Source organism: Pseudoalteromonas sp. MSK9-3 (assembly GCF_003590335.1).
Lineage (GTDB): Bacteria > Pseudomonadota > Gammaproteobacteria > Enterobacterales > Alteromonadaceae > Pseudoalteromonas.
Genome location: NZ_MIET01000011.1, coordinates 297,579 through 313,204, shown reverse-complemented (window position 1 = coordinate 313,204; position 15,626 = coordinate 297,579). Strand labels below are relative to the sequence as shown.

15 protein-coding genes, 4 tRNA genes and 1 pseudogene are annotated in these 15,626 nt (G+C 40.5%); 14 read left to right on the top strand and 6 right to left on the bottom strand.

Going from position 1 to position 15,626, the window contains the following annotated elements; genetic code table 11:
- Positions 1-43: 43 nt before the first annotated feature.
- Together BGP78_RS05185 and BGP78_RS05180 are read left to right on the top strand one after the other, a co-directional pair.
- Positions 44-1,426: an amidohydrolase gene (locus BGP78_RS05185; protein WP_119860402.1), complete on the top strand. Its 1,383-nt coding sequence runs from the start codon at positions 44-46 to the stop codon at positions 1,424-1,426.
- Positions 1,427-1,437: 11 nt separating this feature from the next.
- The gene (locus BGP78_RS05180; protein WP_119860401.1) at positions 1,438-2,676 is read left to right on the top strand and encodes an amidohydrolase family protein; all 1,239 of its coding nucleotides are present in this window, start codon (positions 1,438-1,440) and stop codon (positions 2,674-2,676) included.
- 48 nt (positions 2,677-2,724) lie between these two features.
- On the opposite strand, the pseudogene BGP78_RS05175 reads toward BGP78_RS05180, so the two are convergent.
- The 6 genes and pseudogenes from BGP78_RS05175 to BGP78_RS05150 form a co-directional block, all read right to left on the bottom strand.
- Positions 2,725-3,948, bottom strand: a pseudogene (locus tag BGP78_RS05175) (IS3 family transposase).
- A 172-nt stretch (positions 3,949-4,120) separates the two neighbouring features.
- Positions 4,121-4,450: a TusE/DsrC/DsvC family sulfur relay protein gene (locus BGP78_RS05170; protein ID WP_119860400.1), complete on the bottom strand. Its 330-nt coding sequence runs from the start codon at positions 4,448-4,450 to the stop codon at positions 4,121-4,123.
- Positions 4,451-4,452: 2 nt separating this feature from the next.
- Entirely contained in the window at positions 4,453-4,728 is a 276-nt protein-coding gene (locus tag BGP78_RS05165; protein ID WP_119860399.1) for a tRNA 2-thiouridine-synthesizing protein, read from the bottom strand.
- Between the two features lie 2 nt (positions 4,729-4,730).
- Positions 4,731-5,087: a sulfurtransferase complex subunit TusC gene (tusC, locus tag BGP78_RS05160; protein WP_119860398.1), complete on the bottom strand. Its 357-nt coding sequence runs from the start codon at positions 5,085-5,087 to the stop codon at positions 4,731-4,733.
- Complete coding sequence (gene tusD / locus BGP78_RS05155) at positions 5,084-5,437, bottom strand: sulfurtransferase complex subunit TusD (RefSeq protein ID WP_119860429.1); 354 nt, start codon at positions 5,435-5,437, stop codon at positions 5,084-5,086. Before tusD ends, tusC begins: the two co-directional genes overlap by 4 nt.
- 55 nt (positions 5,438-5,492) lie before the next feature.
- Positions 5,493-6,158, bottom strand: coding sequence for a Bax inhibitor-1/YccA family protein (locus tag BGP78_RS05150; protein WP_119860397.1), 666 nt, complete (start codon positions 6,156-6,158; stop codon positions 5,493-5,495).
- Between the two features lie 238 nt (positions 6,159-6,396).
- Here BGP78_RS05150 and BGP78_RS05145 point away from each other — a divergent pair.
- From BGP78_RS05145 to BGP78_RS05090, 12 genes are all read left to right on the top strand, one after another.
- A tRNA-Ser gene (locus BGP78_RS05145) sits at positions 6,397-6,487 on the top strand.
- 55 nt (positions 6,488-6,542) lie between these two features.
- A tRNA-Ser gene (locus BGP78_RS05140) sits at positions 6,543-6,633 on the top strand.
- 35 nt (positions 6,634-6,668) lie between these two features.
- Positions 6,669-6,759, top strand: a tRNA-Ser gene (locus BGP78_RS05135).
- 35 nt (positions 6,760-6,794) lie between these two features.
- A tRNA-Ser gene (locus BGP78_RS05130) sits at positions 6,795-6,885 on the top strand.
- Positions 6,886-7,035: 150 nt separating this feature from the next.
- The gene (locus tag BGP78_RS05125; RefSeq protein ID WP_119860396.1) at positions 7,036-7,410 is read left to right on the top strand and encodes a hypothetical protein; all 375 of its coding nucleotides are present in this window, start codon (positions 7,036-7,038) and stop codon (positions 7,408-7,410) included.
- A gap of 133 nt (positions 7,411-7,543) precedes the next feature.
- Positions 7,544-8,002 carry a GAF domain-containing protein gene (locus tag BGP78_RS05120; RefSeq protein WP_119860395.1) on the top strand — a complete coding sequence of 153 codons (459 nt, stop codon included), beginning with the start codon at positions 7,544-7,546 and terminating at the stop codon, positions 8,000-8,002.
- The gene (locus BGP78_RS05115; protein WP_119860394.1) at positions 8,002-8,280 is read left to right on the top strand and encodes a hypothetical protein; all 279 of its coding nucleotides are present in this window, start codon (positions 8,002-8,004) and stop codon (positions 8,278-8,280) included. The genes BGP78_RS05120 and BGP78_RS05115 overlap by 1 nt, the downstream gene beginning before the upstream one ends.
- A 15-nt stretch (positions 8,281-8,295) precedes the next feature.
- The gene (gene proQ, locus BGP78_RS05110; RefSeq protein WP_119860393.1) at positions 8,296-8,946 is read left to right on the top strand and encodes an RNA chaperone ProQ; all 651 of its coding nucleotides are present in this window, start codon (positions 8,296-8,298) and stop codon (positions 8,944-8,946) included.
- Between the two features lie 10 nt (positions 8,947-8,956).
- A complete protein-coding gene (gene prc / locus BGP78_RS05105; protein ID WP_119860392.1) occupies positions 8,957-10,987 on the top strand; it encodes a carboxy terminal-processing peptidase in 2,031 nt (676 codons plus the stop codon).
- A 182-nt stretch (positions 10,988-11,169) separates the two neighbouring features.
- Positions 11,170-12,624 (top strand): Na+/H+ antiporter NhaC, encoded by a 1,455-nt coding sequence (gene nhaC / locus BGP78_RS05100; RefSeq protein ID WP_119860391.1) that lies wholly within the window; start codon positions 11,170-11,172, stop codon positions 12,622-12,624.
- Positions 12,625-12,664: 40 nt separating this feature from the next.
- On the top strand, positions 12,665-15,265 hold the full coding sequence (gene pepN / locus BGP78_RS05095) for an aminopeptidase N (RefSeq protein WP_182912224.1): 2,601 nt from the start codon (positions 12,665-12,667) through the stop codon (positions 15,263-15,265).
- A gap of 3 nt (positions 15,266-15,268) precedes the next feature.
- Entirely contained in the window at positions 15,269-15,490 is a 222-nt protein-coding gene (locus BGP78_RS05090) for a DUF2835 family protein (RefSeq protein ID WP_010363942.1), read from the top strand.
- Positions 15,491-15,626 lie beyond the last annotated feature (136 nt).

The window sequence follows — 15,626 nt, the reverse complement described above, 5'->3', positions numbered from 1 at the left end:
GCTATATTAGTTACAGTGAAAAAAAACAGAAGAGATGACAACAATGCAAAAATTTGCTCCCTCCGTATTAGTGTTAGCGCTTGGTGCTGCACTGGCGGGCTGTCAAGACCAAGGCCCGCAAAAAGATCACGTCAAGATTAACAAAAACCCTTATCCAAGCACTTATACAGTGTTTGATAATAGTTCTACTTTAATCACTAATGCTACAGTGTTAACTGGTACTGGTGAAAGATTAGAGCAAGCAGATGTATTTATTGTCGATGGTAAAATTGCACAAGTTGGCAAAGATTTAAATGTGAATGCAGACAATACTATTGATGCCCAAGGTAAATGGGTAACACCTGGTATTATTGACGTTCATTCTCATTTAGGCGCCTACCCAAGTCCGTCTGTGGAATCTCATCAAGATGGTAATGAAATGACGAGCCCTAATACCGCAGAAGTATGGGTTGAGCATTCAGTATGGCCACAAGATCCAGGCTTTAATCGTGCACGTGAAGGCGGGATCACAACATTACAAATTTTACCCGGTTCGGCAAATTTATTTGGTGGGCGTGCTGTTACGTTGAAAAACGTGCCAGCCCATACCATGCAAGCTATGAAGTTCCCTAATGCACCTTACGGTTTGAAAATGGCCTGTGGTGAGAACCCGAAACGTGTATATGGCTCTAATAAAATTGCGCCTCAAACACGGATGGGGAATATGGCTGGGTATCGTCAAGCTTGGATTGAGGCTAGCGAATATAAGTCAGCATGGGAGCAGTATGATGCCGCACATGCAGCAGGATTGAACCCTGATGCGCCAAAACGTGACATTAAATACGACACGTTACGTGGCGTATTAGATGGAGAAGTCATGATCCATAACCACTGTTATAAAGCAGAGGAAATGGCAATGATGATTGATTTAGCGAAAGAGTTTAATTATCACGCAGGCACATTCCACCATGGTATTGAAGCGTATAAAATAGCCGATTTACTGGCAGAAAATGGCAATTGTGCAGCGCTATGGCCAGATTGGTGGGGCTTTAAAATGGAAGCCTATGACATGGTTCTAGAAAACGTAGCGATTGTTGATGCAGTTAAGAACTCATGTGCTGTGGTTCATTCAGATTCTGATACGACTATCCAGCGTTTAAATCATGAAGCGTCGAAAATAATGCATACGGCGAATCAAAACGGGTTTGCGTTAAAAGAGCAAGATGCAATTAAGTGGATCACGTATAACGCCGCTAAATCTTTAGGTGTTGAAAAAGAAACCGGCTCATTGAGTCAGGGTAAACAAGCTGATGTTGTCATTTGGGATAAAAACCCGTTTAGCGTGTATGCGAAAGCAGAAACAGTCTATGTTGATGGCGCTAAGGTTTATGATAGAAATGATGAAAAGTATCAAGCAGTGAGTGATTTCATGCTTGGCCAAAGATAGGAGTGCACACCATGACTAAATTTAAAGTATCTTTAATTACCGGTGCGTTACTAGTGAGTTCTTCGGCATTTGCTCAAGTTACAGCAATCACTAATGCAACGGTTCATACATCAACAGAACAAGGCATTTTGAAAGATGCGACGGTTGTTATTGAAAATGGCAAAATCACAGCGATTAACCCTGCAAGTGTAGCGGCTGATGTGACCATTGATGCAAAAGACCAAGTTCTCACTGCGGGCTTTATTGGTTCTATGAACCAATTAGGGCTGGTTGAAGTAGGCGCGGTATCACGTTCTCGTGATGCGGGTGATGATAAAGCGGGTATTGACTTTGATACTAGCTCGGCATTTAACCCTCGTTCTTCATTGATCCCTTATGCACGTAAGGGTGGTGTAACACAAAATGTGACAGTACCACATGGTGGCGATAGTATTTTTGCTGGCTTGGCATTTGTTGCTGACTTAAGTGGAAAGTTTGGCAGCGTCACTGATAAGCACTCTGCACTCGTTGTGCATTTAGGGGCTAAAAGCGATGGTTCTCGCGCGTTATCTTATAAACAACTGGTAGACAAGCTAGAAGGGCATCAGCAATCGCTTGCTGAAAAAGATGACAAAAAAGACAAAAAGGCTAAAAAGCCGTCTTTAGAAGAGCAAGTATTGACGCAAATTCTTGATGGGAAAATGCCGATAGTGACACATTTGACCCGTGCTTCAGACATCCTAGAGATCATTAAAATCAAAGAGCAATTTGATATTAATGTTATTATTTGGGGAGGCGAAGATGCCCAGTTAGTCAAGACGCAATTGGCAGATGCCCAGATCCCCGTTATTGTAAGCGCTGTGTCTAATTTACCGTCTGATTTTGATTCATTGCATGCAAGTTTAGAAACAGCAGGTGTGTTAGAAAAAGCGGGTGTTAAAGTGATATTGTCTATCGGTGGTGATGGTAGCCATAATGTTTACCAACTGCGCTTTGACGCGGGTATTGCTGTTTCAAATGGTATGAGCCATGAAGGCGCGCTTAAAGCCCTAACGGCTAACGTAGCCGATAGCTTTGGCATTGAAGGTGGCACAATAGCCAAAGGACAGCGTGCAGATCTCGTTCTTTGGAGTGCAGACCCATTTGAGATAAGTACTCATGTCCAAAAGATGTGGATCAATGGTGAAGAGGTTAGCACTAAATCTCGTCACGATAAGCTACGAGACCGTTATACAACAGACTCAAAGCTACCACGTGCTTATACAAAATAATTTATATAAAGTAATGTAAATGTCCCGTCCTGAAATAGGTTGACGGTTTTAATGAAAGACTTGGTGCGAAAGCGCCAGGTCTTTTTTATGCACTTGATTTGGTGTTTTCATATCCAAACTTAAGTGCGGTCGTATTTCATTGTATATAAATATCGATTCTTCAACGAGCTGTTTTAACTCTGCGATGTTGCAACATTTATACAATAGAAACTCTTGCTTTAATATCCCGTTAATACGCTCTGCTAATGCGTTTTGATAACAGTCATACCCATCGGTCATCGATGGCCTAATCCCCTCTTTTAATAGCGTATTTTGATATACTTCAGAGCAATACTGTAAACCTCTATCTGAGTGATGAATGGCATTACGTTTATATACGCGTTGCTTAATCGTCATTTCCAATGCTTTGACTACATCGGTTGCTTTCATTTCATCACTCAGCTCATAACCCATTATTTTTCGACTATAAGCATCAGTGACTAACGATAGGTAATGTACGCCTTGCGCTGAATTTACGTAGGTAATGTCACTAACGAAGACTTCCTCGGCCACTGTAGGCGTGTATTCTTTTAGTAAATTGGGATGCTTGCGCATCCAATGGTTACTATTTGTTGTTTTAGTATAATTTTTCTTTGGTTTTACAAGAAAGTCATGCTCTCTCAAATAATCAAAAAAACAATCACGGCCTAGTTTAATACCACGCTCTTGCAGTTCTGGCTTTATCATCAGGTAAAGTTTCTTCCCACCAATACGAGGCATGAATTGCCTCCAATACATCACTAATTCCTTGACTGGCTCCAATGCTTTATTCCGAGCACCTATCCTGCGTATAGCTTGATAGTAACCTTGTCGCGTTATGCCATATGCACGGCATAACGAAGCAAGTTTTACTTGCTGTTTTTCTTTTGTGCGCGTGATAGCTCGGATATGTACTTTTTTCGCAAGCCCGCTCCATATTCTTCATCCATTATATTAATCATTTCATCTTTGATTAAATCCTTTAGGCGTAAGTCTTCTATCTCACGCTCTAAACGTTTAATTTTTTGTGCTGGGGTTTCTTTCGATTTAGGCATGTCGGTTATATAAGTTGATTTAGACCAATCTAATTTACCATGTTTTCGCAGCCATACCAGAACGGTACTACGACCTTGAATGCTGTAATGACTTTGCGCTTGCTTATACGTGAATTCGCCTTTTTCTACTAGCTCATTTAAAGCCTAATGTATAGTCTCGTTGAGTACGCTTAATGCCTTTAGTTTTAGTGCTCTTCATAAAATAAGTCCTATATGTGTAAACACATTTCAGGACAAGACAAAATTAAGATTATTAAAGGCGCTGAAATAGCGCCTTTTTATTTTGCCTGACCTATTTTGGGTTTTTGTCGTTGTGCAACTAATTTTGCACGTGAGAACGTTAACCCATTTCGTTATTAACCTATCAAAAATTAAATACAGCGTGCAGGTTTTGGCAGACCCGCTATTTTAGTTGCCTGTTTAGCGGGGCCTTTTGGGAATAGCTTGTATAAGTAGATGCTGTTTCCCTTGTCTTCGCCGAGGGCTTTTGCCATGGCCTTTACTAGCATTCTAATTGCTGGACTGGTGTTGTATTCTTCATAGAAGTTTCTCACAAAAGTGATCACTTCCCAATGCGCATCACTCAGCGTGATATTTTCTTGCTCAGCAATTATGGGGGCCAGCTCACGTGACCACAGAGTATGGTCGAGTAAATAGCCTTGTTTATCTGTTTCAATGATTTGATTATTTATTTCTAACATAGTTACCAAGTAATTGATTTTTTTGCGTTGTCGATGAGCGTTACCCATTCAACATCGCTGATAGAAGAAAATGATGGATGTGCAGTAATACCTCTCGCAACTAGGCAATGAGACAACACATATTGTTGACTCGCTAAGTTTTGATAGCTAGCTTGGTCAAAGCAAGCCTCACCCATTAATAAGATACCATCTGAATCACTAATTAACGACGTGACAGTGACACTGCGAAATGTGCTAAATGTGCTAAGTGGCTTTGAGAAAATATGTAATGTGTTCATTTTTATAACGTCACTATTTGGTCTTGTTGAGCGATTAACTGACGCTGTTGCTCAGTGTTAACAATGTGAACATCAATGCTCAACTCCGCCAGTGTTAGCTGATATAAATCGAGCGCTGATTGGCAAACATAAACTTGGTCTATGTCATATATTTCGAGCATTTTGATAGACTTTAAAAAGTTTTTTATTCCCATTTCCTGTGGTGCCTGATCAGATTTTAGTGCCAGTACAGCTGAGCCTTGAAAAAGCCAACTAACATTTTGATCAATGGCGGCAAAAATAAGGGCCATATCTAAAGCGTCTCGAGTGTGCATATTATCAAACGGACTGTGGCTGCTAATGACCATAATATTTTTCATTTAAATTGCACCCATTTGTCTGATTGAGCGCTGAGCATGGCAAATTCAGCAAGTCCAGCGACCTTGAATATTCCCGTGTTCTTGGTATCTATACCGCGTTTTTCTGCTGCGGTAACACATAAGATAAGTGAGATCCCTTCGTCTGATAGTGACTGCCATATTGCGGACACATTCAACTCATCACTGGCCAATTGTAGGCTTTGAGAGGCATGATAAACACCGTCTTGGTACAAAAAAATGCAGGGGATCTCATGACCTTGAGATAAAGCTGCATGTGCAAAACGAGATAGGTTATGTAATGTAAGGTGATCAGATACACCTGAATGTAAAGAGAGTACAAATTTACTCAAAACTAGCCCATAAAAAAGCCCCAACAATGGGGCTTAGTTTACCAGAACTAACTGGTTAGTCATCATTTAAGCCTAAAAGGGCTAGCAATGATGTGAATAGGTTATAGATATTTAGGTATAAGCCAACGGTTGCCATAACGTAGTTAGTCTCACCACCGTTTACGATACGGCTTGTATCATACAAGATCAAACCAGACATCAGTAATACTACGGCTGCATTGATCGCCATAAATGCTATGCTACTACCGATGAATATATTCACGATGCTTGAAATAATAACAACGAATAAACCAACCGTTAAAAAGCCACCCATAAATGAGAAGTCTTTTTTAGTGGTTAGTGCATAAGCTGACAAGCCGAAGAAGATCAGGGCTGTCGAACCCAGCGCTTGCATAATCAACAATGTACCATTTGGCATAGCAGCATAGTGGTTAAGTAGCGGGCCTAATCCAAAACCCATAATACCGGTAAATAAGAACACTAGACCAATTGCAGACGACGAATTAGCTTTTTTCTGAATAACAAAAATAAGACCTAAACCAATCAATGAACAAACGATACCAGTAAAACGAGGTAAAGCCATTGTCATTGAAATAGCCGCAGTAACAGCGCTAAAAGCAAGCGTCATAGCTAATAGGAAGTACGTGTTTTTAAGTACCTTATTAGTTTCGATTGTCGACATAGCTGGTTGAGCTGTGCCATATGAGTGATTGAACGCCATGTTAAACTCCTTAAGTGAAACAATGTTCCGATAATTAAACTGTACTAAGGTTACCAAGACTTATATGGTTGGGCAAACTTTGTCGATCAAATAGAGTCTCAATAAAATAAAAAGTTCCTTACATTGGCCCTTGTTGCTTTATGTTTGAACGAATGAGCCGTTTTTTAAGCACTTAAACGTTTTTTTTAAAAAAAAGCTTCACATTGCCAAAGGGATTATCTAATATTCGCCCCGCTGCGGAGAGATGGCTGAGTGGTCGAAAGCACCGGTCTTGAAAACCGGCAAGGGTTTGTAGCCCTTCTAGGGTTCAAATCCCTATCTCTCCGCCACTAATTTATATAAGACTTGTAGAAGCTATTTACAAGTCTTAGCAGTAAAAATTTCGGAGAGATGGCTGAGTGGTCGAAAGCACCGGTCTTGAAAACCGGCAAGGGTTTGTAGCCCTTCTAGGGTTCAAATCCCTATCTCTCCGCCATTTATTTCTAACTTTAAATAGTTAGCGCAGTATTCGGAGAGATGGCTGAGTGGTCGAAAGCACCGGTCTTGAAAACCGGCAAGGGTTTGTAGCCCTTCTAGGGTTCAAATCCCTATCTCTCCGCCATTTATTACTAACTTTAATAGTTAGCGCACGTTTTCGGAGAGATGGCTGAGTGGTCGAAAGCACCGGTCTTGAAAACCGGCAAGGGTTTGTAGCCCTTCTAGGGTTCAAATCCCTATCTCTCCGCCATTATTCTTAAATGAATATCAAAGCCGCTTTTTAAGCGGCTTTTTTTTGTTCAAATTTTATCTGGGTTGCGCCAATGCGACTAAAGTCGACTGGCTTTTGCTGGCTAATGCTTCAATGTGACTACATTGTTGTAATAGCTGGATTAAATATATGAAGCCTTTATTGATCAAGAGTATTGGTATGTCGTTATTATCGCCAATCATTATAGGGTCTGTTTTAGGGCTATATTATGGAGTGTCATTAGAACAACCCATGTGGTCAGTGTTTGTTGGATTACTGATGAGTGCAATTGCTAATGCACATATTGTCGGATTGGCGATGGCTGCTTTTGTTGTGCCAGGGTATTTGCTGATGCATAAATATAATAAGGTTCAATACTCGGCCGTGCTTACTCTGGGAATGCTCGGTGGTGCGGTATTTAGTTATTTGCTGGCAGCGAGTTCTGGGGCTGGGTTTGTCGTCAATACAGTCATGGCTGCTTTAGCTGCTGGACTGTTTCTATTTGGCTTACGGCGCTTTGCTTAACTGACTGCTGGTAATTTAATCAACCGGGCTGAGATTTACAGATATTTAATACTTTTTCTGCAGAAAAGGTTTCAATTAATAGCATGAAAGAGTACCTTAAGCTTTTGTATGACGTAACTGTGATATTAAGTAGATGCAGAAGCAAGATTTTTATCAGACACTTGTAAACCAAGCCAATTCTTTAATTTGTGATGAACGTAATGTAATCGCAAATATGGCGAATATCAGTGCACTTTTATTTACGTCTTTAGACGACATTAATTGGGCCGGATTTTATCTTATAGATACACCACAAGAGCTCGTACTAGGACCTTTCCAAGGCAACCCTGCTTGTATACGTATTCCTGTAGGTAAAGGTGTATGCGGGACCGCTGCACAATCATTAGAAACTCAATTGGTCGATGATGTGCATGCATTCGCAGGGCATATTGCTTGTGATGCAGCGTCAAATTCTGAAATTGTGATCCCAGTAATAAAAGATGGTCGCTTATTTGCTGTTTTAGATATTGATAGCCCAAGCTTGGCAAGGTTTGACAAGCAAGACCAAATAGGACTAGAAGCGTTAGTAAAGTGCTTTGAGGCTACTTTATAATGAAAGATTTAGTCAACGTGCAAGATTACCTTTTCGCGATTGCCGACGTAGGCGATTGGGAAGGGGAAGAAGAGCAAGTTACCGAGACTTTAAATGAGTTAATTCATTTTGCTTGGCAACTTTTACCAGATGATCTCGATTGTGAGAGCATCGACAATATAATCAACGGTATATGGGAACATCTTCGTGGTGATTTAGCTTTAATAGAAGTTGAATTTGAAGAGTTAACTGACTGGGTAATACACTATATCCATTCATCATTAGATGAAAAGGTATAACAAATAGGTTTAAAAATGGAAGCCACAAACAAGCTAAAAGATATTAATGAGGTTCTGGATTTTTTATATTCAGAGTTTCCTCAGTGTTTTAAACAAAAAGAGGGCATCAAGCCGCTTAAAGTCGGTATCTTTAAAGATATTGCTGAGCGTATTGAAGGTTCTGAAAAGGTAAGCAAGACTCAAGTACGTCAAGCATTGCGTAAATACACGTCAAACTGGCGCTATTTGGAAGCGGTTACTAAAAACGAATTCCGTATCGATCTTGATGGAAAAGACGCTGAAAAGGTTGAGCAAGAGCACGTAGAGCACGCGCAAAAAGCCCTTGAAGAAAGCCGAGCTAAAATGGCTAAGCGCAAGAAGACACAGCGTCCTCGTCAAGATGGTGATAATAAGTCTTTCAAAAAGAAAGGCCCTGCACATCCTCGTTCTGGTGATAAAAATACCCGAGTTAATAAAAAGCCTGCTTCACAGCAAGCAAAAAGAAACCCAGGTAAAGTTGAACCATTGCCAGCGAACGAGGTCAAGGTTAATAACAAAGTTAAAGTTAAATTAGGACAAGCTTTGGTTAATGCAACAATTACTGAAGTGAACAAAGATGATGTTCACGTAGAATTAGTAACTGGTATGCAAGTAAAAACCAAAGTAGATAGCCTGTACATAGTTTAAGGAGTTGTGTATGAGTAAAAAGTTGACACTCATTCCCGTTGTAGCGGCGCTTTTATCAAGCGTATCGATCGCCTCACCTGATTCGGTGACGGAAAAAGACATACCGGATTTAAAACCGGAAATTCAACATACAACGGCAAGCAAAAGGGTGACCAACTTATTTACTCGCCAACACTATAAACGTTTTAAGCTCGATGACGCTTTGGCAGAAGAAATATTTGATCGCTATGTAGAATCTTTAGATTACACAAAGTCACTATTTTTACAGAGCGACATCGAAGCTTACAAAAAATATCGTCTTCAATTTGACGATGCCCTAAAAGCTGGAAAGCTGGATTTTGCGTTTGAAATGTTCAATATGAGCATGAAGCGTCGTTACGAGCGTTTTCAGTTTGCAATTGACTTATTGGATACTGAAATCACGTTCGATAAGCCTGATGCTTTTTATTACGATAGAGAAGACCTTCCTTTTGCCACGAGCCAAGATGAACTTGATGAATATTGGCGTCAGAGAGTGAAGTCAGATGCATTACGATTAAAGCTCACAGGTAAAGATTGGGCAGATATAAAAAAGATCCTAACAAAAAGATATAAAAATACGCAAAAACGATTGGTACAAACTAACAGTGAAGATGCTTTCCAAGTAATGATGAATGCATTTGCGCGCAGTGTTGAAGCTCACACCTCTTACCTTTCTCCACGTCGAGCTGAACAGTTTAAAATGGATATGGACCTAGAGCTTGAAGGCATTGGTGCTGTACTAGGGTACGATGAAGATTATACGGTGATCCGGTCTTTGGTACCGGGTGGACCAGCAGATAAGTCTGAGCGGATCAAAGCTGACGATAAAATAGTGGGTGTGGCCCAAGATAACAAAGAATTCGTCGATGTTATTGGCTGGCGTTTAGACGATGTTGTTGACTTAATTAAAGGCCCAAAAGGGACTAAAGTAAGATTACAATATTTAAAAGGCTCAGATGCGCATGGTACGCCAAAGGTTGTTGAAATAACACGTGATAAAATTCGCCTTGAAGACCGTGCAGTTAAATCAGAAGTATTCGAAGCTAAATATTCAGACTTGACGAGTAAGATTGGTGTAATAGAAATTCCAAGTTTTTACAATAACCTTTCAAAAGACGTTAAAGTTGAGATCACAAAACTGAAGGAACAAGAAGTCGATGGCATCGTGATTGACCTTCGTCAAAATGGCGGTGGTTCACTTTACGAAGCGACGCAACTGACAGGCTTGTTTATTGATAAAGGTCCTGTAGTCCAAATTCACACCTTGTATAACCGTGTTGAAGCGCAAAAAGACAGAGATGGGATCACATTTTATGATGGACCTATGACAGTGCTCGTTGATAGATATAGCGCATCGGCTTCAGAAATATTTGCGGCGGCAATTCAAGATTACGGGCGTGGTGTTGTAATAGGTGAACAAACCTTTGGTAAAGGCACCGTTCAACAACATCGTGGGCTTGGAAAAACACTAGATTTATTCAGCAACCCGTTAGGAAGCGTGACATACACAATTGCAAAGTTTTATCGTATTAATGGTGGAAGTACCCAACACAAAGGCGTGATCCCAGATGTTATGTTGCCATCAGCTATTGAGCCTCAAGAGTGGGGCGAAAGCCAAGAAGACAATGCGTTACCTTGGGATAGCATCAAACGTGCAACATATAATAGTTTAGATAATCTTACGCCAGTAGTTAAATATGTGGATTCGAAGCATGTTTCTCGTATGCAAACAGAGCCTGAATTCAATTATGTCTATGACGATATTGCTCGTTATAAAGCACAAAAAGATGATAAGAAAATTTCTTTGATGGAGTCTGAACGCTTAAAAGAACGTGAAGAGTCGGAGCAAAGAGCGTTAGTGAGAACAAATGCGCGATTAAAACGCTTAGGGTTGGAAGCAATTAAAGATTTAGACGACGTACCAGATGTGATTAGTGAGCTTGACCCGTATCTTGAAGAAGCGGCGTTGATCACACAAGATTTGATTTCGTTCGGTCGGTTGGCGAAAAACGACCTTTAAGTCGACCCCTATATAGATACAAAGGCGCTTAGGCGCCTTTTTTGTTACGTATTTAACAGTGAATTTGTTATTATGCTGACAATTTAATTTGCGACCTGCAAATATGGCAACAAGGGTCTCGTCTAGGGACTAGAAAAAATAAGAATAAGCATTAGCATTAGCTATGCAGAGGAGTGCTCAATTTGAAACAACAAAAAGTACCATCACTATTGGATGCATTGACGCCAATAGTGGTTCTTGTCAGCTTATTAGGAGCTGCTGTATATCTATATGGCGATAATTCATCTTCCGGCCCCAACCAAATAGCATTGCTGTTCGCAACATTTACCGCAGCATTAGTGGGTTTAAAGAATGGATATACATGGAAAACACTGGAAGAGGCCATGATCAAAGGGATCACGATTTCCCTTGGTGCTATCTTAATTTTATTGATGGTAGGTGCATTAATTGGTACTTGGCTATTATCGGGCACCGTGCCGACATTAATTTATTATGGTTTACAAATCATCAACCCCAGTTGGTTTTATGCAGCGAGTTGTTTAATTTGTGGCATCGTTGCAATGAGCATTGGTAGCTCCTGGACCACAGCCGCCACCATTGGTGTTGCATTACTCGGCGTGGCCACAGGTTTGGGGTTAGACCAAGTAGTGACTGCCGGTGCAGTAATTTCAGGAGCTTATTTTGGTGATAAACTGAGTCCATTATCTGAAACAACGAACTTAGCGCCTGCCGTTGCAGGTGCTGATTTATTTGAGCATATACATCATATGCTATGGACGACAGTTCCGAGCTTTGTCATCGCATTGATCATTTTTATTTTTATGGGATTTAATGCTGATGTAAGTGCTGACGTAGGGCGCATAGACGAAATTGTGGGGATCTTGCAAGGTCACTTTAATATTAATTTATTAATGCTTGTACCGCTGCTAGTGCTACTCGTTTTAGCGTTTAAGAAAATGCCCGCATTTCCAGCAATATCAATTGGTGCTGTAGTAGGCGCTATATGGGCTATTCTCTTTCAGGGCGAGTTATTACAAAGTCAAATTGATGCTTCTCAAGGAGAGTTAATAGGCTACTTTAAACTCGTATGGGCCACTTTCTATGAAGGGTTTAACATCTCAACGGGTGACGGTAAGATGGATGATCTGCTCAGTGGCGGTGGCATGGCGAGCATGCTGACAACAACTTGGTTGATCATGACAGCCTTGATGTTTGGCGCCATTATGGAAAAAACGGGATTATTAGAGATATTTGTCCGTAGTATTCTAAAGATAGCCAAAAGTACGGGATCATTAATTGCTTCAACGATAGCGACATGTATCGGGACCAATGTAGTTGCGGCGGATCAATATATTGCTATTGTAGTGCCAGGGCGCATGTTTAAAGATGAATATAAAAAACGTGGATTACGCAGTGTAAATCTATCAAGAACACTTGAAGATGGGGGGACTATCACCAGTCCGTTGATCCCTTGGAATACCTGTGGTGCCTATATGCAAAGCGTTTTATTAATTAACCCGTTTGACTATGCGATGTATGCATTCTTTAATTTAATTAACCCTCTATTAGCCGTGATTTATGCCTATTTAGGTGTCAAAATACTAAGGATCAAGCCTAAAAATTTAGAGCAAGCTTAATTCGTTACGCCCCAATTTGCATTGGGGCGTTTTTAAGGAAATGAATATGCAAGAAAAGCCACAAGCAAAATATCTGAAAGATTATCAACCTCCCTCACACCAGATCTCTCATTTGGATTTATCATTTGATTTAAAGCCAACAGCCACATCGGTGATCTCAAAGGCCCATTATATTGCGCAAAGCGGTGAAACAGAGTTAAGTCTTAATGGCGTTGAACTAAAATTAGTCAAGTTACTGGTTAACGGCGTTGCGCATACTGATTTTGAACAATCAGCCACGCTTTTAGTACTAAGGGCGTTGCCAAGTGCGTTTGATTTAGAGATCCATACTGAGATTTCGCCAAGTACGAACACCTCGTTAGAGGGCTTATATCAGTCTGCCGGCGCCTACTGTACGCAATGTGAAGCTGAAGGTTTTCGAAAGATAACGTACTTTTTAGATAGACCCGATGTATTAACGACGTACGATGTCACTATTTTTGGGGATAAGTCAATTCCTTACTTATTATCTAACGGTAATAAAGTGGATGAAGGAACGACTGACGATGGCCGTCATTTTGCCAAGTGGCAAGATCCATTTAAAAAACCCAGTTATTTATTTGCCTTGGTTGCAGGTGATTTTGATGTCTTAAAAGATGAGTTTATTACCTGCTCTGGTCGTTCGGTTGAACTGGCATTATTTGTTGATAAAGGCAATCTTAATAAAGCGCCTCATGCTATGGAGTCGCTTAAACGCGCGATGGCATGGGATGAAAGTCGATTTGATCTCGAGTACGATTTAGATATTTATATGATCGTCGCGGTTGATTTTTTCAATATGGGGGCAATGGAAAACAAAGGGTTAAATGTCTTTAACAGTGCATGTGTTTTAGCGAATCAACAAACTGCAACCGATAGAGATTATCATACCATTGAGTCTATTGTAGGCCATGAGTATTTCCATAATTGGACTGGTAATCGGGTAACCTGCCGAGATTGGTTTCAATTATCGCTAAAAGAAGGTCTCACGGTATTCCGTGATCAAGAGTTTAGTAGTGACCTTGGCTCTAGGGGACTAAACCGTATTGATGCAGTGATGGCAATGAGAGCACATCAATTTGCAGAAGATGCAGGCCCAATGGCACATCCAATTAGGCCGCAACAAGTAATAGAGATGAATAATTTCTATACAGTGACTGTGTACAACAAAGGTGCAGAAGTCATTAGAATGATGCATAGTTTACTAGGTGAGCAAGGGTTTCAAAAAGGGATGAAACTATATTTTGACAGGCATGACGGTCAGGCAGTGACATGTGATGATTTTGTCAGTGCAATGCAAGATGCAAGTGGCGTTGAGTTACAGCAGTTTAAATTGTGGTATGAACAGATTGGTACTCCTACACTAAACGTGACGACGCATTATGATGATCACGCGAACATATTCTCAGTGAATGTGAGCCAACATCATGCACAAAATGACCCGGTATCTGATCCGCTACATATTCCGTTTGCAATTGAACTATTAGACGACGCTGGGGAGGCAATTCCACTCATTTGTAATGGCCATGAAGTTGCTAAAACTTTAAGTTTAACGACTGATACTCATCAATTTGTATTTGAAAATGTTGAGTCAAAGCCGGTACCTGTCTTGTTAGAGGACTTCTCAGCCCCGTGTATTGTGAAGTATGACTATCATCTCGACCAGCTACTGCATATTATTAAATACGCAAGTAGTGACTATGCACGTTGGGAAGCAATGCAACAGGCCTTTTCGTTAGAAGTTTGCACAGCTGTAGAGCAGCTCAATGTGGGCAATACATATAGCCTGCAATCTACACTGATTAACACGCTTCAAGAGCTTCTGAACCAGCGCAAAGGTGATGTTGCTCTACTGGCTGAACTTTTGACTTTACCAAACTTTGATGCGTTAGCTGCCATGTTTGAAGTAGTGCCTGTCGATGCGCTTGTGAAAGTTACCCATAACTTTAAACAAAATATTGCTAATCATTTAGTTGATGAACTTAAAGCGGCATTCTGTGCATCTAAAGAACACGGACAGTTATCGCATGACGGTGTATCTGCACGCGCGATGAAGAATATATGTTTATATTATCTCGCATTAGTCAGTGATCCTGAAATACAGGATTGGATCTGTGCACAAAGTGACAGTGAGAACATGACGTTGAAATTAGGGGCATTGAAGGCTGGTACGTCAGCGCAGCTTGATTGCTCTCATAAACTAATGGATAAGTTTGATGCTGAATGGCGTCATGACCTGTTAGTAATGGATAAGTGGTTCTCTTTGCAGGCAACGACTGACAACGAAAATACCATTGATACCTTATACAAGCTTTATGAACACCCGTGCTTTGATAAATCAAACCCAAATCGAGTTCGCGCCTTAATTGGTAGTTTTGCTCGAAATAATCCAGCTCAATTTCACCGAGAGGATGGTGCTGGGTATCAACTCCTTGGTGATTTATTAATCGAACTCAACGCCATAAACCCACAAAATGCATCTCGAATGGTTACACCATTTATGTCTTGGCGCAAATTTGATGGTAGGCGTCAAGAAGCGATGAAGGTGCAATTACAGCGTTTGGCAGACTTACCGAATTTGAGCGACGATCTCTATGAAAAAGTTGAGAAAGCGCTGAGCTGAGTTATGCAAGAGTACTTTTTTAGCATGTATTTAGACTATGAACAGTGCTTAGATTTTTATAATGGCAGCATAAAATTTGTTCAGGTAGTAGAAGACGGCGGAAAGCGAATTCGCTTTCCGGTTATCCATGTAAGAAAATTTGTATCGTCGATAGGGATCCGTGGACGATTTCGGCTCTGTTTAGATGAACAAAGTGCATTCATTTCGCTTGAAAAAATAGCTTAGTGATGACGTTTTCTTATGACTAATATTGTATTTTTGTTAAATGAGTTTGTTATAAACTTAAATTACGTGTTATATATTATCTGGTAGGACGTCTTACCATGAGTAATATAGAGCCTAAAACGTTAAAAAAGCACCG